General features: G+C 36.6%; 21 protein-coding genes. 11 read left to right on the top strand and 10 right to left on the bottom strand.

Annotated features, from left to right (window positions below):
• Positions 1 to 14 precede the first annotated feature (14 nt).
• The 3 genes from EGI26_RS10915 to aroB form a co-directional block, all read right to left on the bottom strand.
• Positions 15 to 572, bottom strand: coding sequence for a DUF4136 domain-containing protein (locus EGI26_RS10915; RefSeq protein WP_255078290.1), 558 nt, complete (start codon positions 570 to 572; stop codon positions 15 to 17).
• 2 nt (positions 573 to 574) lie between these two features.
• Positions 575 to 1,129 carry a DUF4136 domain-containing protein gene (locus tag EGI26_RS10910; RefSeq protein ID WP_255078288.1) on the bottom strand — a complete coding sequence of 185 codons (555 nt, stop codon included), beginning with the start codon at positions 1,127 to 1,129 and terminating at the stop codon, positions 575 to 577.
• 115 nt (positions 1,130 to 1,244) lie between these two features.
• A complete protein-coding gene (gene aroB / locus EGI26_RS10905) occupies positions 1,245 to 2,273 on the bottom strand; it encodes a 3-dehydroquinate synthase (protein WP_255078286.1) in 1,029 nt (342 codons plus the stop codon).
• Positions 2,274 to 2,477: 204 nt separating this feature from the next.
• Between aroB and rsmG the strand changes: the two genes are divergently transcribed.
• From rsmG to EGI26_RS10880, 5 genes are read left to right on the top strand one after another with little or no spacing between them, the layout of a single operon-like run.
• Entirely contained in the window at positions 2,478 to 3,107 is a 630-nt protein-coding gene (gene rsmG / locus EGI26_RS10900; RefSeq protein WP_255078285.1) for a 16S rRNA (guanine(527)-N(7))-methyltransferase RsmG, read from the top strand.
• A 2-nt stretch (positions 3,108 to 3,109) separates the two neighbouring features.
• Positions 3,110 to 3,802: a hypothetical protein gene (locus EGI26_RS10895; protein ID WP_255078284.1), complete on the top strand. Its 693-nt coding sequence runs from the start codon at positions 3,110 to 3,112 to the stop codon at positions 3,800 to 3,802.
• A gap of 45 nt (positions 3,803 to 3,847) precedes the next feature.
• A complete protein-coding gene (locus EGI26_RS10890) occupies positions 3,848 to 4,183 on the top strand; it encodes a hypothetical protein (protein ID WP_255078282.1) in 336 nt (111 codons plus the stop codon).
• A 36-nt stretch (positions 4,184 to 4,219) separates the two neighbouring features.
• Positions 4,220 to 4,561 (top strand): hypothetical protein, encoded by a 342-nt coding sequence (locus tag EGI26_RS10885; protein WP_255078280.1) that lies wholly within the window; start codon positions 4,220 to 4,222, stop codon positions 4,559 to 4,561.
• A 26-nt stretch (positions 4,562 to 4,587) separates the two neighbouring features.
• The gene (locus EGI26_RS10880; protein ID WP_255078278.1) at positions 4,588 to 4,938 is read left to right on the top strand and encodes a hypothetical protein; all 351 of its coding nucleotides are present in this window, start codon (positions 4,588 to 4,590) and stop codon (positions 4,936 to 4,938) included.
• A 1-nt stretch (position 4,939) separates the two neighbouring features.
• On the opposite strand, the gene EGI26_RS10875 is transcribed toward EGI26_RS10880, so the two are convergent.
• A complete protein-coding gene (locus EGI26_RS10875; protein WP_255078276.1) occupies positions 4,940 to 5,182 on the bottom strand; it encodes a hypothetical protein in 243 nt (80 codons plus the stop codon).
• Positions 5,183 to 5,414: 232 nt separating this feature from the next.
• Here EGI26_RS10875 and EGI26_RS10870 point away from each other — a divergent pair, with 232 nt between their 5' ends.
• Positions 5,415 to 9,149 (top strand): restriction endonuclease subunit S, encoded by a 3,735-nt coding sequence (locus EGI26_RS10870; RefSeq protein ID WP_255078275.1) that lies wholly within the window; start codon positions 5,415 to 5,417, stop codon positions 9,147 to 9,149.
• 4 nt (positions 9,150 to 9,153) lie between these two features.
• On the opposite strand, the gene EGI26_RS10865 is transcribed toward EGI26_RS10870, so the two are convergent.
• The 4 genes from EGI26_RS10865 to xylA all read right to left on the bottom strand — a co-directional run bounded on the left by EGI26_RS10865 (position 9,154) and on the right by xylA (position 20,685).
• On the bottom strand, positions 9,154 to 11,490 hold the full coding sequence (locus EGI26_RS10865; RefSeq protein WP_255078274.1) for a BamA/TamA family outer membrane protein: 2,337 nt from the start codon (positions 11,488 to 11,490) through the stop codon (positions 9,154 to 9,156).
• Positions 11,487 to 16,283, bottom strand: coding sequence for a translocation/assembly module TamB domain-containing protein (locus EGI26_RS10860; RefSeq protein ID WP_255078273.1), 4,797 nt, complete (start codon positions 16,281 to 16,283; stop codon positions 11,487 to 11,489). The genes EGI26_RS10865 and EGI26_RS10860 overlap by 4 nt, the downstream gene beginning before the upstream one ends.
• Before the next feature lie 108 nt (positions 16,284 to 16,391).
• Complete coding sequence (locus EGI26_RS10855; protein ID WP_255078272.1) at positions 16,392 to 19,097, bottom strand: CotH kinase family protein; 2,706 nt, start codon at positions 19,095 to 19,097, stop codon at positions 16,392 to 16,394.
• Between the two features lie 247 nt (positions 19,098 to 19,344).
• Positions 19,345 to 20,685, bottom strand: coding sequence for a xylose isomerase (gene xylA, locus EGI26_RS10850; RefSeq protein WP_255078271.1), 1,341 nt, complete (start codon positions 20,683 to 20,685; stop codon positions 19,345 to 19,347).
• A 198-nt stretch (positions 20,686 to 20,883) separates the two neighbouring features.
• On the opposite strand from xylA, the gene EGI26_RS10845 reads away from it, so the two are divergent.
• The 5 genes from EGI26_RS10845 (at position 20,884) to EGI26_RS10825 (ending at position 24,011) form a co-directional block, all read left to right on the top strand.
• On the top strand, positions 20,884 to 21,828 hold the full coding sequence (locus EGI26_RS10845) for a YafY family protein (RefSeq protein ID WP_255078270.1): 945 nt from the start codon (positions 20,884 to 20,886) through the stop codon (positions 21,826 to 21,828).
• A complete protein-coding gene (locus EGI26_RS10840; protein ID WP_255078269.1) occupies positions 21,803 to 22,297 on the top strand; it encodes a YdeI/OmpD-associated family protein in 495 nt (164 codons plus the stop codon). Before EGI26_RS10845 ends, EGI26_RS10840 begins: the two co-directional genes overlap by 26 nt.
• Before the next feature lie 198 nt (positions 22,298 to 22,495).
• A complete protein-coding gene (locus EGI26_RS10835; protein WP_255078268.1) occupies positions 22,496 to 22,990 on the top strand; it encodes a DinB family protein in 495 nt (164 codons plus the stop codon).
• A gap of 344 nt (positions 22,991 to 23,334) precedes the next feature.
• Complete coding sequence (locus EGI26_RS10830) at positions 23,335 to 23,814, top strand: hypothetical protein (protein ID WP_255078266.1); 480 nt, start codon at positions 23,335 to 23,337, stop codon at positions 23,812 to 23,814.
• Positions 23,811 to 24,011, top strand: coding sequence for a helix-turn-helix transcriptional regulator (locus EGI26_RS10825; protein ID WP_255078264.1), 201 nt, complete (start codon positions 23,811 to 23,813; stop codon positions 24,009 to 24,011). Before EGI26_RS10830 ends, EGI26_RS10825 begins: the two co-directional genes overlap by 4 nt.
• Here EGI26_RS10825 and EGI26_RS10820 read toward each other — a convergent pair.
• Together EGI26_RS10820 and EGI26_RS10815 are read right to left on the bottom strand one after the other, a co-directional pair.
• Entirely contained in the window at positions 24,008 to 24,592 is a 585-nt protein-coding gene (locus EGI26_RS10820; protein ID WP_255078262.1) for a DUF1080 domain-containing protein, read from the bottom strand. The two genes, EGI26_RS10825 and EGI26_RS10820, sit on opposite strands and share 4 nt — an antisense overlap.
• A gap of 18 nt (positions 24,593 to 24,610) precedes the next feature.
• Positions 24,611 to 25,309, bottom strand: a complete 699-nt coding sequence (locus EGI26_RS10815) for an MIP/aquaporin family protein (RefSeq protein ID WP_255078260.1) — start codon at positions 25,307 to 25,309, stop codon at positions 24,611 to 24,613.
• Between the last annotated feature and the right edge of the window lie 64 nt (positions 25,310 to 25,373).

Raw genomic sequence — 25,373 nt, 5'->3', positions numbered from 1 at the left:
TTAGGTCTCAAAACTTACATAGTCTTATTCAGTTTAGATTTTTTCCAAGCCGCATCTGTCGCAAAAAGTGGATATTCTGTAAAAATATTTGCCACAATATTTTTAAAATAGCTCTTTTTGTGTGAGTTGTCGTTGAATATTCCATTAGCATAGCCTCTCCACACTATTTCTGAAGTCGTTCCTTCAATGAGTGAAATCATTAAAGTACCCTGTTTAAGATTATACCTTATGGCCTTGTATGAGTCGTTATCGCTGTTATTATTAAGCCAAAAATTAATATTGGGCTGGTCGTAACCCGTATATTTTATAGCATCATAATAAACGAAAAAGTTGACGAATAAGTCAGGTTTTTCATAAGAAAATACGTAACCTCTGGCAGCCATTTGCTGTTTTATAGCCTGCTGAACATCCTCACAGATATAATTGGTATCTCTTTGGCACTCAACAAAGCTGTAAGTTTTGTAGTCTGTAAAACCCAATGAATATTTATAGTCATGTTCTATAAACACTCTATTCCTGAGGCAACTTGTAGAAATCGCCGAAATAAGCAATAATAAAAATAACTTGTTCATGATTACATCTCAGTAATCTTTCGAGGCTTTTCTCCTGCGGCAAACAGTGGATATTGGTCAAAAATACTTCTAACCACAGAGCGGTAGTAATTTACCGGCTTATTGACTTGTTTATTGAAAACCCCAGAAGCATAACCCCTCCAAATCAAACGACTGCTTTCAGCATCGAGAAGAGATACCAAAATCATTCCGCCACCGAAGTTATAGGTTTGCACCTTGTAAGTTTCATCGTTTTCATAACGGTTTACCCAACGCTCCATGGAAGGCTGAAAATATCCTTTGTAACCCACTCGGTCTTTGATTATGCTGTAGCTCACCAAAAGCCCTGGTTTTTCGTCCGTCATTTTATAGCCTCGGGCTTTCATCTGTCGGCGAATAGCGTCTTGGATTTCTGAACAAATGTCTGAGGTGTCAATTTCGCAATTAAGGAAATTGTAACTGGTGTATGTAGTAAAGTCGGTGTCGTAACTGTAGTCATTGTCAACCATCAGCTTTAAAGAATTGCAACCAGTAAGACCTACAAACACAAAAAAAGTCAGAATAAAGATTTTTTTCATTCGGGTAATATGTTTAGAATTCCAATACATACGTAAAACCAACAATATCAGTTGTTTGTTTAAACAAATTTTGCTAAAAGAATTCCAAAATGCAAGTCAAAGCCCGAAAAGGTTTTTAATACCCTGAATAATAATTTAAGGCTTTTAGCATTTCTGACTTATTAATAGCCACATCATATTTACATGAACCAATGCCATCGAGAAGAGAAGCTTTAACAACCTTGCCAATATTCTTTTTGTCTTGGAGCGTAAGTTTTACTATAGCCTCCATATCTTCTTTCCTGATTTTTACGCTCCCGTAAACTGCAAAAATAAACTCTTCAATCTGCATCAGAGTGGACTCATCGATAAGTTTTTTGGTGAAAGAAATATATGCCTCAGCTATCATTCCTGCTGCTATAGCCTCACCATGGAGTAGTCTTTCATTGCCTTTGTCGAGGAAAAAAGTCTCTATGGCATGCCCAAGTGTATGACCAAAATTTAATATTTTTCGCAGACCTTTTTCTGTAGGATCTTCCTCAACTACCTGTTGTTTTATTTCCACCGAATGTTGAATCAATTCCGCTAAATTCTGATTTTCGAGGTCAATTGTTTTTATTTCATTCCACTTGCTCTTATCTCTTATCAAGCAGTGTTTTACGATTTCTGCAAAACCTGATCGAATTTCATTTTGTGGAAGGGTTTTCAAGAAGACATCGTCTATCAGTACTGTTTTGGGAAGTGTAAATACGCCAATGTGATTTTTAAAACCCTGGAAATCAATGCCTAATTTGCCACCAACGCTGGCATCAACCTGGGAGAGTAGAGTGGTAGGTATCTGTATGAAATCAATGCCTCTTTTGTAGGTAGAGGCACAAAAACCGCCCATGTCGCCTATCACTCCGCCACCAAGGTTAATCAAAAGTGCATGTCTGTCCAATTCATTCTTGGTCATTTCTTCCCATATTTGCTGGCAGGTGTCTAGGTTTTTAAAGTGTTCTCCAGCTTTGATAGTTATGACTTTGTGGGCTGGGAGGAAATTTTTCACAAGAGGATAACAGTGTTTTTTTGTATGAATATCCACCAAAACCATCACTTTAGAATAGTTTTTTTGTGCAAAAAACTGAGTGAGACTGTCGGATATTGGGCTTATTGTTACTGACATGTTGTTATATTTTGATGCAAAATTAAAGCTATTTTTGTTATTAAAAACGCCTTTTTCTAAATCCTGAACTAGCGAAATAGTTTTTTATGAATTGGTGATATTTGGTTGTTAAAATATTAATTGGAAAAAGCTTCAAAAAAACCTTCTCTAATTTTCAAAATCTAGGTTATTACTTTTATTTATCTTTGTAAAAAAAATACACTTTTGGATAGCTTAGATATTATTTTAAAATATTTCCCGAACCTCACAAACGCTCAAAAGGAGCAATTTGGACGCTTGGGTGAACTTTACGAGCTTTGGAATGGCCAGATCAACGTCATTTCGAGGAAGGACATGGAGCATCTTTACGAAAAGCACGTTTTGCACTCTTTGGGCATAGCCAAAGTTTGCAGTTTTGTTGACGACACAGATATTTTGGATGTGGGCACAGGAGGCGGTTTTCCGGGTATTCCGCTGGCCATTATGTTTCCAAACTGCAACTTTCATTTGGTAGATTCCATAGGCAAAAAGATAAAAGTGGTGACCGAAGTGGCCAACGCCTTGGGTTTGAAAAACGTAAAAGCAGAACACCAAAGGGCTGAAAATATCCAAGGAACCTATGATTTCGTTGTGAGTCGAGCGGTTACAAGAATGGCTCCGTTTGTAGATTGGATAAAACACAAAATTAATAAAAACCACTTCAATCCGCTTGATAATGGCATACTTTATCTGAAAGGTGGAGATTTGGCGGAAGAATTGGCCGAGGCAAAACGAAAATATACAATGTATGATTTGCCAAGTTTTTATGAGGAAGAGTTTTTCGAAACCAAAAAAGTAGTTTATCTACCTTTCTGATTATGTCGGCCTTAGCTATAATAAATTCTGAAAGTGAACAAATAAGTATTGAGGCCGAATTGGTCTTTTACGGTAAATATGCGACAGCCGATTTAGCTCAAAAAATTGTTTTGGAAATTAATCAAATGTGGAATGAGCCAAATGCAAAACTACAGCTTGGCTCGAGACTTTTTGATATAGTTTTTGATATAAAATACTCATTTTTAGATAATTACGAAGCCTTATTAAAGATTTCGAATAACACGAATTATTCAGTCAATTTTGTCAGAATAGAAGATAAGAATATCGCTGAACGCTCTATGATGGGTTTTGGACTCGGAGAAAACTCCGGACACTGGCTCATTACCGACCAACTTGGCGAAAGTACCACAGCCGCTCACGAATTTGGCCATGCTTTGGGCTTGCCTCATCCAGATCTACTCGATTTTAGATTTTCTGGAAATCCACCCATTATGGCTCCGAGAGGTACGATAGTAGATGCTGATTTTCAATGGAATCCATTAGCTGAACCAGGTGCATTGGGTGGCACCATGCGGCCAATTTTTAGACGTGTTAGAGCCAGTGAAGTTTTGCAAGTTTTAAAGAATTTAAACCCCGAAAACCTAGAAGCTCTTGAAATTGGTAAACTTACCAATCAGATTTTTGATGAAATGGGTAGGCCTGTTGCTCTAAACCAAGACTTAACATTTGAATAACAAACCTTTGGTATTTACCATTGTCTAAAAACAAAAACTTAGCCCATGAAAAATATACTATTCTTGCTTCTCTTCTTACTTACTAGCTCATGCATAAGTACAGCCCCAAGTAGCAGTACCAGTACGCAAAGCAGTGTAAGCCCAGAGACACAAGCTCGTAAAAGAACTGCCGAAATGAAAAGCGTCCTTGGCTTAGACACCACTCAAGAAGAGAGGGTGTTGATAATAAACGTGGTAAATTTCAGCCTTTTAAAGAAATTAAGAGAAAGCAATCAAACAAGCCAAATACCTCAGACCAAAGAAAAATATAGAGCTGAAATAAAAGAAGTTCTAAATTCAGACCAATACGCTACTTTTCTTCAACAATTCGGAGATTTATAAATCGGTTTTTGTATTATTGATAAAAAATAAATTTACATGAAAAATCTTATTGCTTTTATACTGATAAACTTAACGCTCCTTTCGTGTGCTCCAGGAACAACACCGACTAACAGTACGCCAAAAGTAGCTGAAACTAGCCCCGAAGCCGAGGCTAGAACGCTCACTACCAAAATGAAGACCAAGCTAGAATTAGATGCCACTCAGGAAGATAAAATACTGATTATAAATGTAGTAAATAACAAAATATTAAAGAGGCTTAGAGAAAATAACGAAACTGATAAGCTATCAAGCACCAAAGAGAAATTTCATACTGAATTGAAAGCTGTACTTACTGAAAGTCAGTTTAGTAAGTTTTTGGTCGAATTTCCTGATTTATAATTTTTCAAAACAAGAATCCAAGATTTATGGAATATGAAAAAATTGTAAAAACATGTAGTAAAAGACTCCTTAACGGAGAAACTTATCGAGAAATTCGAGAGGAATTGTTTGATAGGTATTACCCTGGGGATGCCTTAGAAATAGCAACAGAAAGTTATAGAGTATTCAGAAAGGAAAGGATGAAGTCATCTATCAAAAGTCTCTCCATTGGTATTTTACTTTTAAGCACAACCTACATTATTGCACCCCCAAACCATGCCTACAAACCAAAAATCACAATAGCCTTGTGGTCATTTTTAATTATAAAAACAGCTTACGACTGGTATCAAATCAGAAAATCTGAAAAGGAGTATATGGAAACTGAGCCTCAGAAATGAATTAAAGCCTACTTTTTTCCACCAGTGCACCGTAAATCTGTTTTTTATTAGAAATCATGGGCGTTTGAACAAACGCAACTTTCTCTAAGTCTTTGGTTTCTGACTTTTGTGTTAAAGTAGGATATTTTACCACCAGTCTAACATTTTGGCTTTTTTGTGTAGAAGAATATGTAATTTTTTGGGCTTGAGAAAGATTTGCTAGACAAGCTATAAAAATTAAAGTGAATGATACGTATTTCATCATGGTGTTTGATTTATGTTCACAGTTCATAACGAGACAGTTTGAACTTTATTTTACAGTCTGATACCTCTATCAATGGTTTTCAAACATAGCTTAATCGTATCGATAATTCAATTGCTAATATATTCAGCAATATTTTGGTGAATTAATTAGCATATTTGTTTCCGAATTTAATGAAAGATATTAAAGTTCAAAATGTCATTATTTGAACCAAAAAAGGTACTTTTGTTAAATTTTGCCAAAAAAATTAGCAAAAGTGGTAAATCTCATAAAAATAATCGGTTTCATTCCCAAGGAAAACACAGCTGGAATCTTCAGTAAGGTTTATTCCAATCACAACAATTATGAAATTTTGGTCGATTTTTCGAAAGAAAAAATCAACTATGGTTCTCTTATAAAATCTGATAATTCTTCAACTCAAAATTTCTCTCAACCTGAGAATTGGGTTGTGTTTGAATGCGTAAATCGCTTGTTAGAAAAAGGTTACAAGCCCGAAAATATCGTTTTAGAAAAAACTTGGGGTGCTGGTCATGGAAGCTCTGGTAGATTAGACATTTGTGTAACTCGCGAGGATGGTTCCGAATATTTGTTAATCGAATGCAAAACTTACGGAAAAGAATTCGAGAAAGAATTTACTCGAATGAAAAAAGACGGTGGGCAGTTATTTACTTACTTTAAGTTTAGCAACAAAGCCGACCTCGTAATGCTTTACGCTTCCGAACTTAAAGGAAATGAACCGACAGTAAGAAATGAAATAGTAAAAATAGAAGATGATTATCGTTTAGGTGATGTCAAAGATTTTTATGAAAAATGGAATAAACTCACCAAAGATAATGGCGTTTTTGACTCTTGGGTAAAACCTTATAACTTTGAAAGCAAAGCACTTACTATTAAGGACTTAGAAGAAATTAAACAAGACGATAGTAGTTTTATATTCAACCGTTTTCTTGAAATCCTTCGCCATAATGTGGTTTCTGACAAAGGAAATGCCTTTAACAGAATTTTTACATTGTTTTTATGCAAGATTTATGACGAAAAAGTAAATGAAGGAACCGACAATGAACTCGGTTTTCAGTGGTTAGAAGGAATTGACGACCACAGAAGTTTTCAGATAAGGCTTACTGACCTTTATAAAAACGGTATGCATGAGTTCCTAGAAAAAGTGGTTACTGACTTTTCAGAAACGGAATTTAATAACAAGTTTAAGCATTTAGAAGAAAACCTTAGAAATGACATTCTCGCTCAGTTTCATAAAATTAGGCTGGAAAAGAATAATGAGTTTGCCATAAAAGATGTTTATGATGAACAGTCTTTTAATGAAAATGCGGTTGTAGTAAAAGAAATTGTAGAGCTTCTTCAAGGTTTTAAGCTGAGATATACCAAAAAACAACAATATCTTTCTGATTTCTTCGAGTTGTTACTTACTACTGGCCTTAAACAAGAGTCTGGGCAATTTTTTACGCCCGTTCCAGTAGCTCAGTTCGTCATAAAATCGCTTCCAATTGATACCATTCTTGAAGAAAAATTATCAGGGGCAAAGATAGACAACGATACACTTTTGCCTTATGTGATGGATTATGCGGCAGGAAGTGGTCACTTCGTGACTGAAACCATGCATGAAATCCAACGCTTGATAAAAAACAAGATCGACAAAAATTATCATCCAAGCGTGGCCAAGAAAATCAGAAATTGGCAAGACGACCATTTTGCTTGGGCTATTCAATACATTTATGGCATCGAAAAAGATTACCGCCTTGTAAAAGTTGGCAAAGTGGGTTGTTATCTACATGGCGACGGCTTGGCCAATGTAATTCATTCTGATGGACTGGCGAATTTTTCGCATCCAGATTACAAAGGTAAACTACTGATTCGTGACAAGGATTTTCCGCAGGAAAACAAACAGTTTGATATCATTACATCGAATCCGCCGTATTCGGTTTCGGCTTTTAAAAATTCTGCGAGGCCATTTTATAAAGAAAACGATTTTGAACTCTACAACAGACTTACCGACAATAGTTCAGAGATTGAATGTTTGTTTATAGAACGTACCAAACAATTACTTAAAGATGGAGGTGTAGCTGGAATAATTCTCCCAAGTTCTATTCTAAGCAATACGGGTATTTACACCAAAAGCCGAGAGATTATCTTACAATATTTTGACATTGTGGGTATAGCCGAACTTGGCTCTAACACCTTTATGGCCACTGGAACCAACACCGTCACGCTGTTTTTAAGACGGAAAAACAACTACATCAGTATAAACACCCGAAAAGCTGTTGAGATATTTTTTAATACCCAGCTTGATGTTACCATCAATGGTATAGAAAAGCCAGTTGACAAATATCTGAATCATGTTTGGGAAGGAGTTGGGTTTGATGATTACCTCAGTTTAATAAGAAAACAACCCAACGAAAAGGTTGTTCAACACGAGATATACACTGAATACCAAAAAAAATTAAAAGCCAAAAACGAGGCCGAATTTTGGAAAATGGTTTTGGAAAAGGAAGCTGAAAAGCTCCTTTATTTTGTTTTGGCTTATCCGCAAAAGGTGATATTGATAAAAAGCGGTGAGAAAGATGCCGAAAAACGCTTCTTAGGTTATGAATTCTCTAATAGAAGAGGAAGTGAAGGTATTCATGCTATACAAAGGGATAAAAACATAGAAGAATGCACCCAAATGTTTGACCCTGAAGTATTTGATAACCCTACCAAAGCAAGCACTTATATTTACAAGGCTTTTGGTGGAGATTATGATTTTCCTATTGACGAAACCATGCAAAACAATGTTTCTCGACACCACTTGATAGATATGCTGACTTTTGACCGAGTGGAATTTGAAAAGAATATCTCGCTTTCTGTTAAAAAAAAAGTAAAAATTGAGAGTAAGTGGACAAAATTTGAGCTAAAATCTATTTGCACGATTAACCCCTCAAAATCTGAAATTCAAAAATTTTCCGATAGTATTTATGTTTCATTTATCGAGATGGCTTCAGTAAGTAATTATGGAAAAATCGAAACCAAAATTGATAGAAAACTAGGTGAGTTGAAGAAGGGGAGTTATAAGTTTTTTAAAAATAGTGACATCTTAATTGCCAAAATCACCCCTTGCATGGAGAATGGTAAGTGTGCAATTGCTGAAAATTTGACTAACGGTATTGGTATGGGTAGTTCTGAATTTCATGTATTGAGAACCCACGAAAATTTATTACCTAATTATGTGTTTGAACTATTAAATAGAAAAGAAATTAGGGAGGTAGCTGAATCGCAAATGACAGGTGCAAGCGGACACAGACGAGTACCTCAAGAATTTTACGAATCATTATCAATACCCGTCCCACCACTCAACATTCAACAAAAAATTGTTTCTGAAATAGAAGTTTTAGAAGAAAAAGAAGAGGAGACGAAAGAGGAAGTGGAGATTTTGAAAAAAAGTATTAATACGATTTTTAATAGCAATAAAGGTAATAGTTTAAAAAGATTTGATGAAGTCTGTGAGTTGAAAGCGGGAGATTTTGTTAAAGTTGGTGACATAAGCAAAACTAAAATGGAAAACTTATATCCATGCTTCGGAGGAAATGGTTTAAGAGGTTATGTTAAAACTTTTACTCATGATGGTAAATTCTCTTTAGTCGGTAGGCAAGGAGCATTGTGCGGAAATGTTCATCTGGTTGAAGGTAAATTTCACGCCACAGAACACGCATTAGTGGCAAATCTAAATTCAGACATTGATACGGATTGGTTTTATTACAAATTAGTTTCAATGGAACTTAATCAATATGCTACTGGTACAGCTCAACCCGGACTCTCTGTAATGAATTTAAAACCCATTGAGATATTTATCCCTTCAATTACAGAGCAACAAAAAATAGTCGCCGAAATCAAAAAAATAGAAGCACAAATAGCTGATTTAGAGGAAATTACTGCTCGAATTCCAGAAGAAAAGGAGGTTATTTTAAAGAGATATCTCTGATTTCCTAAAACGGCAAACCGACTGCAAAATTCCAGATGACATTGTCTTTTCTCCAAGTTTTATCAAAAGGCTTGATGTCTTTTAGCACCCATTTGTCACCAACGGGTAACCAAGGCTTTACTACTGGCGTAGCCACATCAATCCGGAAAATGATAAACGAAAAGTCAAATCTGAAACCAACACCAGTACCTACGGCCAATTCCTTGTAGAAATTTTTGCTAAAAAGCGAGCCTTCGTCATAAATGTATTCGTCTTTGTACATCCATACATTACCAGCATCTACAAACAGTGCAGTGTTTAGAAAACTATTGAATTTAAACCTAAGCTCGGTATTGAGTTCCAATTTCACCTCGCCTGTATTGTTGCCCAAGAATTCTTCCGCTGCATTGCCCTTTTTCTCGTAAGTACCTGGTCCAACTCCTCTCGCTCTAAAGGCTCGTAAAGAGTTATTGCCACCCACAAAAAATTGACTTACAAATGGTAATTGAAGTGAGTTACCGTAAGGAACACCCAAGCCTACAATTGCACGATTGGCCCACGAAATGGTAGGATTCAGGTCATACTTGTAACGTATGTCGTTTTCTAAGCGGACAAATTGAGAAAAATATTCACCGAAAACTCTTCCAGTTTTCTCCGGATTATTTCTGATTTTATCGTACAAACCAAAAACATTTCCGGCAAAATCAAATTTACCTCGGTATGAAAAATTCGATTTGTTATATTGTTTTGGATTTACCGAAATCTCATACGAGCCGCCCACTATAAATTGATTTTCGAGAATTATCAAAAGTCTTGGATCAGCAAAAATTTCCTCAATAAACACCGTACTAATGTTGGAAGATTTTACTAGATTAATACCGATTGGGCTGAGTGTGTGCTCAATTCCTCGGCCACGTGTCCATACGTAGTTTATCGATCCACCAGCGGAATTAAGATTATATAAACCCGTTTTTATAAAACTCTCATAGCTGAGTTTTATTTGGGTTTTTGGCAAAACTTTGCTTTGCTCGGGGTCTATTTTGATAAAAGGAGCCACAAAACGTGGAATATTAAACTGAGCATCGGCACCCAAACGGTAGTTGTCGCGGTATTCACTGGCTTTGTTGCCACCTACTTGTACCTCAAAGTTGCCATTGACGGATAGTTTGAAAAACTCACCTCTTTTAAATGCATTAATATTTTTCCAGTTAATACTCAGCTGCGAACCCGCCAAGCCGCTGGAACGAGTGATCGCATTGGCCTCAACTCTCAGCGACTTTTTCTTGTTGGTTTGGAGGTTGTAATATACATCCAACAAGGTGGAATCTAGGCGATTAACGACCTCAAAATGACTTTGGATAAATTTAAAATTCGACAAACCTATCAAGCGATTGTTGGTAATGGACTGCAGGTCAGAGTTAAAAAACGTACCTGGACGGAAGGCAATGGCATCCGAAAAAATATCCTCTTTATACTTTTTGGCTGGGTCATCGAGTATTACACCTCTAAAAAAATCTAAGGAGTTGGGGTCGATATTCGAAAGAATTTCTGTTTTGGTATCTATGTTTACAAAAATATCATTGATCTGATACTGCCTTTTGGCTTGATCAGAAATGTCGGGTTTAGGGCCAACCTTGAGTACTACCATTTGGGGTTTTATGGTTGTATCAGCCTCAATACCAATAAAATCGGGTTTGAAATAAAAATAGCCCTCGTTTCTTAAAGCTTTGTCTATGTCTATTCGTGACTGTTTCAGTGCACCTAAATCAAAGTATTCGCCAGGTTTAAACGTTGCCGACGCTTTTTCAAAATCTTTTTCAAATTGGCTCTCACCGCTAACAAAAAGAATAGTATCAATTCTAAACCGTCGATTGAGCGTCGCAGTATATTCTGCGGCTCCCAAGGTTTTTTTCTCCACTAGCTTCCAATCTACTTTGGCATCAAAATACCCCTTCGATTTAAGAATAGATTGGAGATTTTCGGCATTTTTTTCAACCAAAACCCGATTGATAAATACAGGTTCTTCGGTTAACTTTTTCTCCAGCCATTCCTTAAAATTGTACCAAAGTTTTACTTTCTTTTTGCTTTCTGTAGTACCAAAAAAATAGTAAAAACCTACTTTATAGGGATATTTGCTCAAAAAAGGTAATGGGAGAGTGGTATTGGCCAATGGACGTGTATACGACAGCAACTGTTCTTTTAGCTCAGGTAGTTTCTCTGAATCTAGGCTATCGTTTTTAATAATCTTTACAGTGGCACCCGCATATAATTTCTCACCCACAGGCAGTTTTGAGGCCACTTTGCAAGAACTCCCTACAATGCCCAATAGACCGAAAAGCGATATGTATCTTAAAAATCTCATTTTCGTTTCATTAATTCCTTCCAAGTGTCGTAATCTATGGCGAAAATAAAACCGACCCCTGTTTCTACCACTGAGCCTTCTATGACCATCTGGGTTAGGTTTTTACGGAATACCTTCACTCGATATCGGCCGTCTTTAGTCACCTGCCAGTTGGCTTCAATATTATCAAAAATCTCATCGGATTTAAGGTCTTTGTTCTCGAGTTCAAAGTTTTTACCTACCGAAATAGAGATACGGTCGTTTGCAAGTTTCTTACTTACACCGAGGTTGAGATTGGTATTTCGTTCTTCGTTAGTGGCATCATAGCCCGACTCCAAGCCCAAGTCGAGATCGATGCCCTTTATAAGTCCAGAAGCATATCTGTCTAACTGGCTAGAAATCATGTCGCTGACTTTTTGCCTGGCGATGTTTTCTATGTTGGTTAAATTCTCTCCAATTTGGCTGGCATTAAAACCATTACCCACCAAAAGCATGATGGCATTGGCGTTTATGTTTTCCTGGTATTTTTTAAAATCAGCATCGTTTGTGGACTTTACCCCATTGCTTTCAACTGTCCTAATACCTTGGTTTTGCAAAGGCATTTTTAGGTCCCCAACATCGTTTGTCTGGGTAACAATTTCAAACTTAATATCCGGAGCTGATAAAAAACCGGCAACTCTTAAATCCACACGAAACGGCACCAACAACCTTGAATTTGTAAGTCGTTCATGTCCTTCAGCGGTGGGAGCGGTTGGATAGGAAGAAATGGCTCTTTTTCCGGCATTATATTCTGCTGTAATGTCCAACTTGGCGGACATTGGGTCTCCAGAAAATTCAATGTAACTTTTGCTCGATGGTTTAATGGCAAAAGACTTTCGCAAGGCTTGATAAGTGATATCGTACTGACCTTTTTCTATCTCATATCTTCCTACAATAAACAAATCTCCGCTGTTATCAAAACCTACGTTGAGGTTTCCTTGTCCATTAACACGCATTAAATCTCCAGTTATGGGGTCCATCAGAATTTTTAATGTTGCTTTGGCGGGTACATCGATTTTGATATTGACGGCGTTGGCAAAGTTTAGCCCGCTTTTCTGAACCACCGTTTTTAAGGTGTCTATTTTACTAAAATCCACAAATTTTACCACGTTTTCGAGTTCTGTATTGGCATTTGTTTCGTCAGTGAGCAATAGCGTAATGTCGGTTTTATCTTTCACATCCACATCGCCTGTTAGTCTAAAATCCAGATTTCGACCTTTCAGAAGCATATTTCCGCCCAAATATCCCACTCCATAGAAGAGCTCGTTTTGCCCTTTTTTTGCGTTAATAAGTTTAAAATCTTCCGTTTTTATGGCTAAATCATAGCTATAGTCAGGTAAGTAAGCAAGGTTAATCTTACCATCCACATCCATTTTTTGGTCATTTTCGTCTTCTAAGCTTATATGATTTAAAACGGCTTTTTCGTTTTCAAATAATATTTTTTGCTTGTTGAGCTTGAGTTTTGCTCCTGTTTCCACCAGTACAAAATCAAACTTACCAAAAGTAACATCTCCGACAATTTTTGGTTTGCTGGTGGAGCCTTTAACCGTAAAATTCCCCATGAGGTTACCATTTACATTGCTTATTATGTCTTTGACAAACACCTGAATAGCCACTAAGTCTATATTCCGAATATCTGCTGTAAAATCCAACGATTCTTCGCGTTTAGGATAATAATAACCTTTTATCGACATGTCTGTTACCTCGCCTTTTAAGGTAGCTGTAAGCCTAATCTGCTCCAGAGAATTACTCTCAGCCTTGCCTTCTAGTGTGCCGAGTTTTGTTTTATTCATTTCGAATTCTGTCACCAGCACATCGCCCGTAAATGACGGCGTACCTTCCATGTAGTTCAGTATTTCGAGATCTAAGTCGGCGTAACCGGCCACAAAAGTGGAGTCTTGTAAAAATGCTTGAGCAAGAAAATTGAGGTCGATATTCTGCGAAAAAACATGCAAGGGGCCATTAGGTTGATCGTTAAGGCTACTTAACCTCAAAATCTGATTTTTTGAAGTAAATATAACGTCATTGATAAGCACACCCGCCGATGAATAAGTTATGCTACCGAATGGATTTCCCGCCCAGGGCTCGTAATAAAGCATACTTCCGTCTTCGTCAAAACTGATTTGTAGTTGGTTGTTTACGCTCTGAACCAAACCCGTAAGGGAGTGTATATCTTGGTCTAAAGAGTCTTTGACAGACAAATCAAAACTACCTATGTTGTTTTCGAGTTTTCCAACCAAACTGGCGTTTCTAACTCTGAGATTATTGTTGGTTATCTGCTTTGTAAGTATTTGATATTTAAGTGTTTTTCGGTCTCCAGTGTAATCAAAAGTTGTGTTGTAAACTTTTACAGAGTCGTATTGAAGATATGGAATTTGCACACTTCCTTCTATCGGTGTATCGCCTTCGCTTTGTAAAGTGGCATGAACCACCACATCTGAGAAAGATTTTAGATTAGGTAAAAATGCACTGAAAACAGGATTGTAGCTAACTTTTCCATCTAAACGGAAATTGTAAGAATCCTGCACCAATGCAGGTTTAAAATTCAGTAATTTGAAATAATTATTAACCTCATTCAGCATAATATTTTGTAGCTGATTATAATCGAAATCACCTGATAGTGAAACATTTATAAATGAGGTGGTGGCTTCAAGTTTGTTATTACCATCGCTGGTGGAAGTAATCACTTTTACATCGCCAATCGGAAAAAGCATATCGTCTTTATAAACATTTATGTTTTTGCCTTGGAAATCAATAGCGGGAGATTTGGCATCCAAAACAATGTTGTTCAGCTCAATGTCCCCTTTTATAATGATGTTTTCTTTGCTTATTCCGAGTTTCTGAAGATTCACAAAGTCAAGTTTGGTTTTACCTTCCAGTTCTATGATAGGTTTTGAAATATCCACTTTTCCTTCCCAAGTAAAACTCGCACTGGGGTCGTTTACCGCCAATTTTGTGTCAAATATTTGGTTTTTTAAATCTCCAGAGAAAACAATATTTTGATATTTTTTGCCTTCATAAAAAGCCTCCGAAACATTACCTGAAAGCACCAAGTTGGCAGTTTTAAGACTTGTGCCCATGCCTTTAAATTCTATGTTGGAGCTTATCGAACCAATGGTTGGATTGTTTATTAAATCTCCAACTTTATAGGCTTGCGTATTGAGCTTTCCAGAGTAAGCCAGTCCGGCTTTATTATTTATGATGCGGCTGTTTAACTGAGCTACACCTTGTTCGGAGCTTATGGTCAAATCAGAGTTAAAGTCCAAAATTTTACCCTTAACAGTGCCCTTAAGTACAAAATCCTTGGGAATATTGATATTTTCTGGCAATACATCCGTTGGTACTATTCGCAAAATATCTGCCTTGGAGGAGGTCAGATTTGCAATATTTAGATCAAAAACGGGGTCATTTAGATTTTTTAAAGTTCCTGAAAAGTTTAGACTTGAATTTTGGATGCCTTTCAAATTCACTTTCTCGAATTTCAAACTTGATAATTCGCCATAGACGATTCCATTTAATGAAATTTCATCTTTCGAAAGGTTCTTGAAATAAGTATTGTTCGAAAGGTCAGGGTTGAAAAACAAGGCGTCTGATGCCGATAAACTACTCGATATCAAATGATAAGAAAATACACTTTTTGATATATCGGTTGGATTCAATACTATTTCCGCAGTAGATTTTAACTCCGAAGCGTTGGTTTTTAGATTTAAGTTGGTCAGGACTAATTTTTTGTCTTTTAATACAGACTTGGTGGTTAGTTCTTTGATTTCAAATCCAGACTTTTCTTTTACGGATAATTTCAAAATTTCCCCCTCGATTTTTTCTTTATCATAAGCTAGTTTTTGTGTTTTTAGTACAAAATCACTCAGGCCCAAATCTTGAAAATTGAGCTGACCTCCCAAGTTTTTTGCCGCTTTTGCTCCAGAATAAGTGATATTGTCAGCATTTGCGACAAGTTTATTGAGGGAAATTGTTTCTTTGGGTAAATCGATTTTTTCAATTTCGAAATCCAGATTTATTCCTTTTCCGGTGGTTTTGGTATCTCCAAGTGCTAGGTTCCAGTTAAAATTCTTCGCCGCAAATTCCTGAATCTGAATATCTGGTAGGTTAGAATTGCTTTTTGCCCCTGAACTATCCGCGACAGTTTTACCAAAGGTAGCCGTCAGATAGCTGTTATTTAGCGAAGTGTTTTTAAGGAAAAACTTATTTTTTCCAACATCAATTTTAGAAAAACCAGTTTGTAAATCTCCAAACTTGGCTTGAAGTTTTTGTTTTGACGATGGGTCTGAGTACCTCACTGTAAGGTCTTTGGCCAAAATACTTTGCAGCTCATAACTCAGAGGAACGGTGATGGCATCCTTGGGTTTTGTTGATGAAAATGCAGCTATTGCATAAGAATAATTAAAAACAGCATCCTTTTTGTAAATATTGAGTAACGAACCTTCTAGTTCTAATTTATTGATTTTAAGTATATTATCAAGATAAGCCAACATGTCTATATCGATGTAGGCTCGTTTCGCCGAAATCAAGGTGTCAGATTGTTGGTCTCGAATGAGGAGCTTTTCAATTTTTACCCAGTCAGGAAAACCGTACGAAATATTGCCTGTAACTGGTGTTTTGAGCTTTTCGGAGAGTGTTTTTAGCACAAAATCACTCAGGCGTTTTTGCCCATTGGGAGATTTCAAATACAGTATTGAGCCCATAGCAGCCACCAACAATAAAATAATAATTATTGCTAGTGTTTTTAAAATACGTCTAAAAACCACTTGAGCCATATATGGATTAACGATACCAAATACAAAAATAAGCTTTAATACCTACTTGTTAACGTAAAAGGCTGTGATTTAAGTAAATTTAAAAACATAGATTCTTTCAAATTTCTCTCAAAAATTGACAGTAATAAAATCTGAATAAATTTCAGAATTATTTTGAAGTTTAAAAACGTAAAATAATGTACCTTTTGAGAGCGTGTTTAAGTTCTTGAAATAAATATTTATTGTGCCTTTTTCTGGGTTTTGTTCCCATTCTATTGCTTTTTCAACTCCATTTTTATCAAATACCTGAAACTTCTCCAAACGGTCATTTGGGTTATAAAATTGCAAACCTAAGTGTTCATTTATTCCATCATTGTTTGGAGATAACCCCTTGGTTATTGCGTATTTTTCATGATTAAACGTTTCCTTTACTTCATCCAAATCTTCATCCTTAGTTTCGAAAATAGCCACAATTATGGTGTCCGAAACGATTTTGATTTCCATTTCGGTTTCAAAATACGGTTTCCCGCCAATTATCCAATGCGAAAATATTTTATTCTCAGCCTTAAGTGGCCTAATCTTCAGTACATTGTCAGTTTCTATGTATTTACTGTGTGTTTTTTTCTCAACTTTATTATTCAGTACTATTTCAGCAGACATCGGATTTATTATTTGTATCTTGTTCAGATCTAATCCAAGCTGTTCGCCAAGCTGCTTTTTTACTACTTCGGGTCTTAATTTCAGATAGTTCAGCACTTCTTCACAATTTCGCTCCCATTGGGCTTTTGATGGTATGATATTCCATCTTTTTACATGGGTTTCTATCTCGGGTTCGTATATTTTTTTTATTTCAAGGTACAATTTCGAGCTATTTTCAAACTTAAAATTACTGTCGAGTAGCTCTCTGAATCTGGCCACAAATTGAGTTTTAAAAGTTTGATTTTGAAGCAATTTGTTGAAAATGAAGTTTTCTGGCCTGTTTATGGCATCTGACAAATTGTTATGCGAAACATTCACAGTTTCTCCCAAAGATCTATCGGCATCAAAAAACACCCAACGCCATTTCCCGTCTTTGGGAGCTTGGTTACTTTCAGTAGTTTTTACTCGCCAAAGTCTTACATTATTTTGAGGCCAATCGATGTTTCCGACGAAAATATGGGCTATCTGATAGTCGATAAAGTTAACGATGTCCATCAAAGACTTGGCTTTTTCAAAAGTTTCGTCAGAAGAAAAGCTATTGCTTTTAAAAAAAGTTTTGAGCTCATTGTATGCTTTATCATCACCATATTCTATCTCCTCTGGGCCATCAAAAACTATTTTTATCATGTCAACATTGTTTTTGTCAACATCATAAACTTTGCCCAAATAATCGTTATCTACTCTATCACGCAGGTTGTGAATTCCCCAATATTCGCCATTGATATACACTATACTTGGCCTAAATTCTTGAATCGGTATATTCAGAGGTTTCATCAACTGATGAATAAATACATCCTTAAAAAGTGTCATGTTGTAATCATTGCCGCTGTTGCGGAGCACTACACTGGCTTGAGTTCTTGTTTTTTCTTTCCTGATAAGATCATATCTGTCAAAATTGTCTTCAGAGAAAAGCTTGAAGGATTTGTATGGAAACGAACGACTGCAACCACCATGAATACGGGCCGTTATAGCTTGGCAAATCTTTTGACTTGAGTTTTCAAAAAACTCAAAACTCGCATCTTTTTCCCAAAAGGAGCTTCGATTAGAATAGTTTCCTACAGTACAAAGTCCTGTGGTTTCAAAGGAGCTTCTTCTAAACGCATCGAATGTGTTTCCTGCCACATACATTCCCTTTTCATAATCAAAAAGGTCTCCAGGATTAAACGCCAATGACACTATCGGAAACGTGTAGGGGCTTTTTTTGTTGGTCTCAAGAAAGTACGTATTGCTTACTATTTCACTTGGTAGTTTTCCTTTTTTTACCGCTATTGCCCTTACTATTTGTGCTTTGGGAATGTCTGTTTTTGGCAAATATGTGGCGGATTTGGCAAATGTTGTAGGAATCAAACTATACATATTACCGCCCAAATTGGTATCTGCGATGGCTATTTTTCTTTTATATAAATAGCTTTTTTTAGAACCAAAAAAATTCTGATTAACGACCGGATCTCCCGGATTTTCTTGGTAATTTTTTTTGTATTCATATTTTCCAAGCATTGTGTCTTGTGGCATAGGTTCTGACCCGTCGAGGCTATAATAGATGTCTGCACTGCTCAGAAATCTCGATATTTTGAGTTGAAAAGAGGAATAAAAACCACCTTTTTTTGAGAACTTGGGAGCTTTAGCTATTTTCTTTACTGCAACCTGTTCATTATTAGCAGTTTCTGGACTTGGCTCAGCAAAATATCGCAGCCGAGTGGCACCGTCAAATTTCCTCCCATAGGCAACGTCTTTTCTAAGTGCAGGATATTCAAACCTATCCACCACTTTACCCGAAGCTGAAAACAACTTAAGTGTTTCTCCATCATCATTTAGGCTGAAGCTTAAATGTCTATTTCCAATGGAAACATCGCCAGAAGCTATCAATACCAAATAACCTTTGCCAGCAATTTTCAATCCGCTCTTTGAAAAAATATGCTTAATAGAATCGTTGTCAGATATTCCCATACCGCCGATGTCTATTTCATCATCACTTGAATTATACAGTTCTATCCAATCCTCCATCTGAATTGCGGAGTTTTTAAGAGCACCTTGATTATTGGCTAAAATTTCGTTTATCTTAATTTGCCCATAACCTGAGAGCATAGTTAAGAATACAAACAAAATAGTCTGGAGTATTTTTTTTATCCCGATCATTGTAAATAATTTTTCGAATTTTTTGTAAACTATTAATTACGAAATCTATTTCAAGATGGTTTTATAAGGTTCTATAGCAGAATTACATTGTAAAGGTAAAAACAAGCTTCAAATAAAATAGAGTAATTTATAAAATTTTATTTTTATACAATTGTAATAGAAAACTCAAATACATATAAACAAAAAAACAGCCAGCCCAATTGAGCTGACTGCTTACATTATAAGCTGAATAAACAATTAAAAACGCTTATATGTACTGATTAATAATCATTTCCATCAGTTCTTGCTTGCCCGATATTTGAGCAGGTTCACCTACTTCTTTGGCTATTTTGGCCAAGTCTTCTAGGCTTAGTTCGCCTTTTTCAAACTTTGCCCCATTGCCAGTGTTAAAAGAAGCGTAGCGGTCGTCACGCAACTTTTTGTAAGGTGATTTGGTCAAAATGTCATTGGCTACGAGCAGTGCTCTCGCGAATACATCCATACCTCCTACATGAGCAATAAATATATCTTCAAGATCAGTTGAATTTCTTCTTGTTTTAGCGTCAAAATTGATGCCTCCATGCTTAAAGCCTTCAGTTTCTAAAATTACCAACATAGCCTCTGTCAACTCAAACACATCTACCGGAAACTGATCGGTATCCCATCCATTTTGGTAGTCACCACGGTTGGCGTCTATTGATGACAACATGCCAGCGTCAGCCGCCATTTGCAGCTCATGAGCAAAGGTGTGGCCAGCTAAAGTAGCGTGGTTAACTTCTATATTCAAACCAAAATCTTTATCCAAACCTTGAGCTCTTAAGAAACCAATAACTGTCTGAGCATCAAAATCGTATTGGTGCTTAGAAGGCTCTGCGGGTTTAGGTTCAATGTAGAAAGTACCAGTAAAGCCATTTTTACGACCATAATCTCTAGCAGTTCTTAAAAACTGCCCTAAATGATCCAATTCTTGCTTGGTTTTGGTATTCAAAAGCGACATATAGCCTTCTCTGCCTCCCCAAAAAGTATAACCCATACCGCCCAAAGCTATGGTTGCGTCTATACAGTTTTTAACCTGAAAACCTGCATGTGCTACCACATCAAAGTTAGGATTGGTTGATGCACCATTCATATACCTTGGATTTGAGAACAAATTGGCTGTCCCCCAAAGTAACTGTGTCCCTGATCCCGCCTGTTTTGCTTTTGCATAGTCCACAATTTTTGACAAATTACTTTCATACTCTGCCAAAGAGTTTCCTTCTGGCGACATATCTACGTCGTGAAAACACCAAAACTCAGTACCCAATTTTGTAAAAAACTCAAACGCTGCGTCCATTTTATCATGAGCAGCTTGTAGTGCATTTCCGTTAGCATCCCACGGAAACACTTTTGTTCCTGGACCAAACGGATCACCACCTGTTCCACAGAAAGTGTGCCAGTAAGAAACCGCAAAACGCAAATGCTCACGCATGGTTTTACCTGCTACTACTCTGTTTTCATCATAAAATTTGAATGCAAGTGGATTATCCGACTCTCTTCCCTCAAATTTTATCGGTTCTTTTATGAACGGAAAATATTCCTTTTCGCCCAAAGTGACTGTTAATTTTGACATAGGTTTTATTGCTTTTTGAAGTAAAAATATAAATTTTTCTTATTAAGTGTCAAAAATACAATTAAAAATATTTTTTTCAAAACTTTATGCATTTATTTTTTTCGAAAAATATTTAGCTAAAATATTTAGCCACCTGAAATTTCAGAAAAAAATTAAATAGTTCTACTTTTGAATGAATATATTTAATCGTTCCAAATAATGAATCGACTCGACCGTCTCACTGCCATCTTGATTCAGCTTCAGTCCAAAAGGATTGTGAAAGCTCAGGAAATAGCGGAGCGGTTTGAAATAAGCCTCCGAACTGTCTACCGAGACATTCGCAGCCTAGAACTGGCCGGTGTGCCTATCACGAGCGAAGCCGGCATTGGCTATGCTTTGATGAAAGAATACAGACTGCCGCCGGTCCAATTTACTAAAGAAGAGGCCGTTGCATTTTTTACTGCAGACAAAATACTAGCCAAACTAGGAACTATCCAAACCAGAAAGGATTTTGAATCTGGACTTTATAAAATAAAGTCAGTACTGGGTTATCAAGAAAAAGAACTATTAGATGATGCCAACCAATATATTAGTATTGTGGAAAATCAATATATTGAGGATACTTCGACCATAAAGGTCAGCGAAGTGTTACAAGCTATCATTGACAAAAACATACTAAAAATACGGTATTTCAGTGCACAGCATTATGAAGAAAACTCAAGAAACATAGAACCCATTGGGTTATATAACCAGTCGCAATATTGGTATTTGATAGCTTGGTGTCAAATGCGAAAAGATTATCGAAACTTCAGACTGGATAGAATCCGGGAAATGGAAAAACTCAGTAAGAGGTTTGACCAAAAACACCCAACGTTTTCTTCGTTTTTAAAACAAACGGCCAAAGAACACTTACTTACCAAGATTGTAATCAGGATAGACAAAAACGCCTATAGGTATCTTGGAAATCAACATTTTTATATGGGATTTGTATCTGAAAGTCAAGTTGACAATCAAATAGAAATGACCTTTCTGTCTTCTAATCTACAAGGGTTTTCACACTGGTTTATGCTCATTGGTAAAGATGCCGACATTCTAGAGCCAGTATTTTTAAAAGAAATGGTACTCGAAAAATTAGAAAATGCAAAAGCAAGGTTACATGGATAAACCGATTATCAATAAAAAAGTAAAAGTGCAGAAATACCCCGGTAAAGGCGGCTGGACTTACGTAATCTTGGAATATAACTCCACGGAAAAGAGAAATTCGCTCTGGGTGAAGGTAAAAGGAACGGTAAATGGTGCTGAAATTGAACAATATAAGCTGGCTTCGATGAAAAACGGCATATATATGTTGCCTTTGAAAGCCGAGATAAGAAAAAAGTACAATATCAAAGAAGGCGATGTGGTGGATGTTTGTCTTTATTTGGACAAAAGCGACCTAATAGTGCCAGAAGAAATTCTAGAATGCTTGGAGGACTTTCCAAAGGCCCTTGCGTTTTTCAATAAAATGACAGAAAGCAATAAGAAATTCTACATAGACTGGGTAACCGAAGCCAAAAACATCGATACTAAAGTAAACAGAATCAATAAAATGATAGATAGGTTGCTTGAAGGGAAGAGGATGTATGATATTTGATTATAAGTTCTTAGTGCCGAGTTGTGAGTGCCGAGACTTTTCTTGAAAACTTCTTTTCTTATAACAGGCTTAACACTGCTGACATAGGGTTGTCATTTCATAAAATTACTTTTGCTTCATAAGAAATTCAAATCAAAAATCGATAGTAAATCGATCCAATCAAAAATCGAATTAATCGTAAATCAAACCAATCAAATCATGATCTCATTTATTGAAGCTTTTAAAAAAGAACTGGAGGCGGAAGCCATCCAAACACGTAGAATGCTGGAAATAGTACCAACCGACAAAATGGACTGGAGACCAAATCCAAAAAGCATGAATATCAAAACTTTGGCAACACACTTGGCCGAGATTCCGCTCATGATAGTGATGGGGCTAAAGCACGACAAGTGGGATTTTGGAAACTCTCCTTTCGAGGCGGCAGATTGTAATACCACAGATGATCTTTTAGTATGTTTTGACAATTGTATAGCAGAAGCCAGAATTGCCCTGGACGAATCTACCGACGACATTTTACAAGATCCGTGGACCATGGGCATGGGCGACCAAGTTTGGCTCCAAATCGAGAAATGGGAGACCTTCCGACATGCCATGGGTCAAAATGCACATCACCGTGCTCAGTTGCAAGTATGTTTACGCTTGCTAGACATTCCTGTACCAGGCCCTTATGGCCCAAGTGCTGACGAAATGTAGAACCTATAGGTAACGAACCTCTTCCCAAAGCAGGCTTAAATTAGGCGAAATCTAAAATTCAAGCCTGTTTTTTTTATAATCTAAAAATTAGGTGTGTTTTTTTTTGATTTCACAATTCACAAGTTTAGTCATTAAAGTTTCAACACTTGATAATGGACAAAAAAAAGTAAGATTTCCGAAGTCATTCCTTGGATGATATCCCAACAATATCTGTAAAGTTTTAGACAATGAAAACTATACACATTTTTTGACCACACAAAAATTTTGTAAATTTTACTTGCTATTAAGTAAAGTATATTTTACATTTGGTAAATTATTCCTTACAATATTAAAATTACAAAAAAATGAAATCAAGATTTTTGTTTCCGCATCGGTTTAAATATCTGGCACTTCTACTTTTTATACCTTTTCTAATACTTGGAATTCTTTGTCTGTTTGCGGATTTTCAATTTAAATTCTTATGCATAAAAATACCACCTTATTTAAGATTCGAATATTTTTTACAGTTCCAAGAAAACACTATCGAATACACTCAAAACTATGTAAATATCACCAACGATATAGCAATAGTCGGATTAACAATTACACTAATAGTAATCGCATTTTCTAAACTTAAAGTGGAGGACGAATTTATTTCAAAAGTAAGGTTAGAAAGCCTTCAGTGGGCTATATACATCAACTTCCTACTTCTAATAATAGCTTCAATTTTCATACATGGGTTTAGCTACTTTTATGTCCCAATAGTCAACATTTATACCCCACTTATCATTTTTATTATTAGATTTCATTATTTGATTTTCGTAAACAATAAAAATGGATTATGAAAAACAGAATAAGAATAGAACGAGCCATAATGGATATTACTCAAGCAGATTTGGCAGAGAAAATTGGCGTAAGCCGACAAACCATAAATGCCATGGAAAGCAACAAATATGTTCCCTCCACAGTATTGGCCCTAAAAATCTCAAGACTTTTTGGCAAACCGGTAGAGGAAATATTTGAACTAGAAGAAGAAGATTAAATCTCGGCTAAAAGTATTTTGCGGTACTGAATGCTCATGTTGTTACCAGGGTGCAGTTGTATTCCTACAGGTCCGCTGGAGGGTATTTTCTCAGAAACATAAGTCATTACTTCTTGGCCATTTAACCAAACTGTATAGGTTTTATCCACCACTTTTATTTTCAGTGTATTCCAGTCGCCCACTTTTAGTATGCCGTCTGTCTTAGCTTCCGAAGGGTATCTAAGACCAGGAATATAAGGAGAGGCAGTAAGGTCTCTTTTAAGCGAACCAGAAATCCCGATCTGAATCTGGTCGTTTTCACCTCTCAAAAAAACACCCGAATCCACCACCCCGCTTAAGTCTTTATATTCTACTTCAACTATAAAATCTTTGTAAGTTTTCTCTGTCCAAAGTATGCTTCCTTTACGGTCATCACTGCTTTTTACCAAAAGCATTTTGTCTTTAACGGTCCAATTGTCGTTATTTGGCTGAGGAACAACCCAACCACTTAGGTTTTTTCCGTTAAATATTTTTTTTAGCTTTTGACCAGAAACTACTACTGAAAAACCCAAAATCAAGAAACAAAGAATTACTTTTTTCATGTGAAAAAATTTAAATTTTTAAAACAAAAAAGTACCTAAAACCGCCCCCAAAATAGGGCCAACAACAGGTATCCACGCATATCCCCAGTCGCTTGTGCCCTTGCCAGCTATCGGAAGCAAGGCATGCACAATTCTAGGTCCCAAGTCTCTGGCCGGATTGATGGCATAGCCCGTAGTTCCTCCCAAAGCGTTGCCTATCACAAAAACCAGCATACCAACCAAGTAAGGAGAAAGTCCTGAGCCATCGGAAGCATAAATAGAGGATACGCCAACAAATAATACAAATGTGCCCGCCAACTCTCCAAACAAATTGGATGGGGTATGTCTTATAGCCGGACCAGTAGAGAAGACCGCAAGTTTGGCACCTTTATCTTCTGTAATTGCCCAGTGCGGATAATAAAACAACCAGGTGCATACCGCACCCAGAAAAGCCCCAATCATTTGAGCGGAAATAAATGGCAAAACATTAGACCAATCCCCTGATTTAAAAGCAAATGCAATAGTGAGAGCTGGATTGAGGTGAGCGTCTGGACTACCAAATTTTTGAGAAACAAAAACGCCCATCATAACGGCCAAGCCCCATGCAGTGGTTATCATTATTAATCCTGAGTCGTGGCCTTTGGTGCCTTTGAGCAAAACATTGGCCACAACGCTTTCTCCAAGAAAAATTAAAACAAAAGTACCGAGCAGTTCGCCCAAAAAAGGTGACGGTGTCATAAATCTATAAGAGTTTTAAGGTTGATTGTGGCAGCAATTTAGTAATTTTGTGGTTTATTAAATA

The sequence above is a fragment of the Lacihabitans sp. CCS-44 genome, assembly GCF_024343735.1.
Taxonomy (GTDB): Bacteria; Bacteroidota; Bacteroidia; order Cytophagales; family Spirosomataceae; genus Leadbetterella.
The sequence above is the reverse complement of the archived record's forward strand: the minus strand, read 5'-3'. Positions and strand labels throughout refer to the sequence as shown.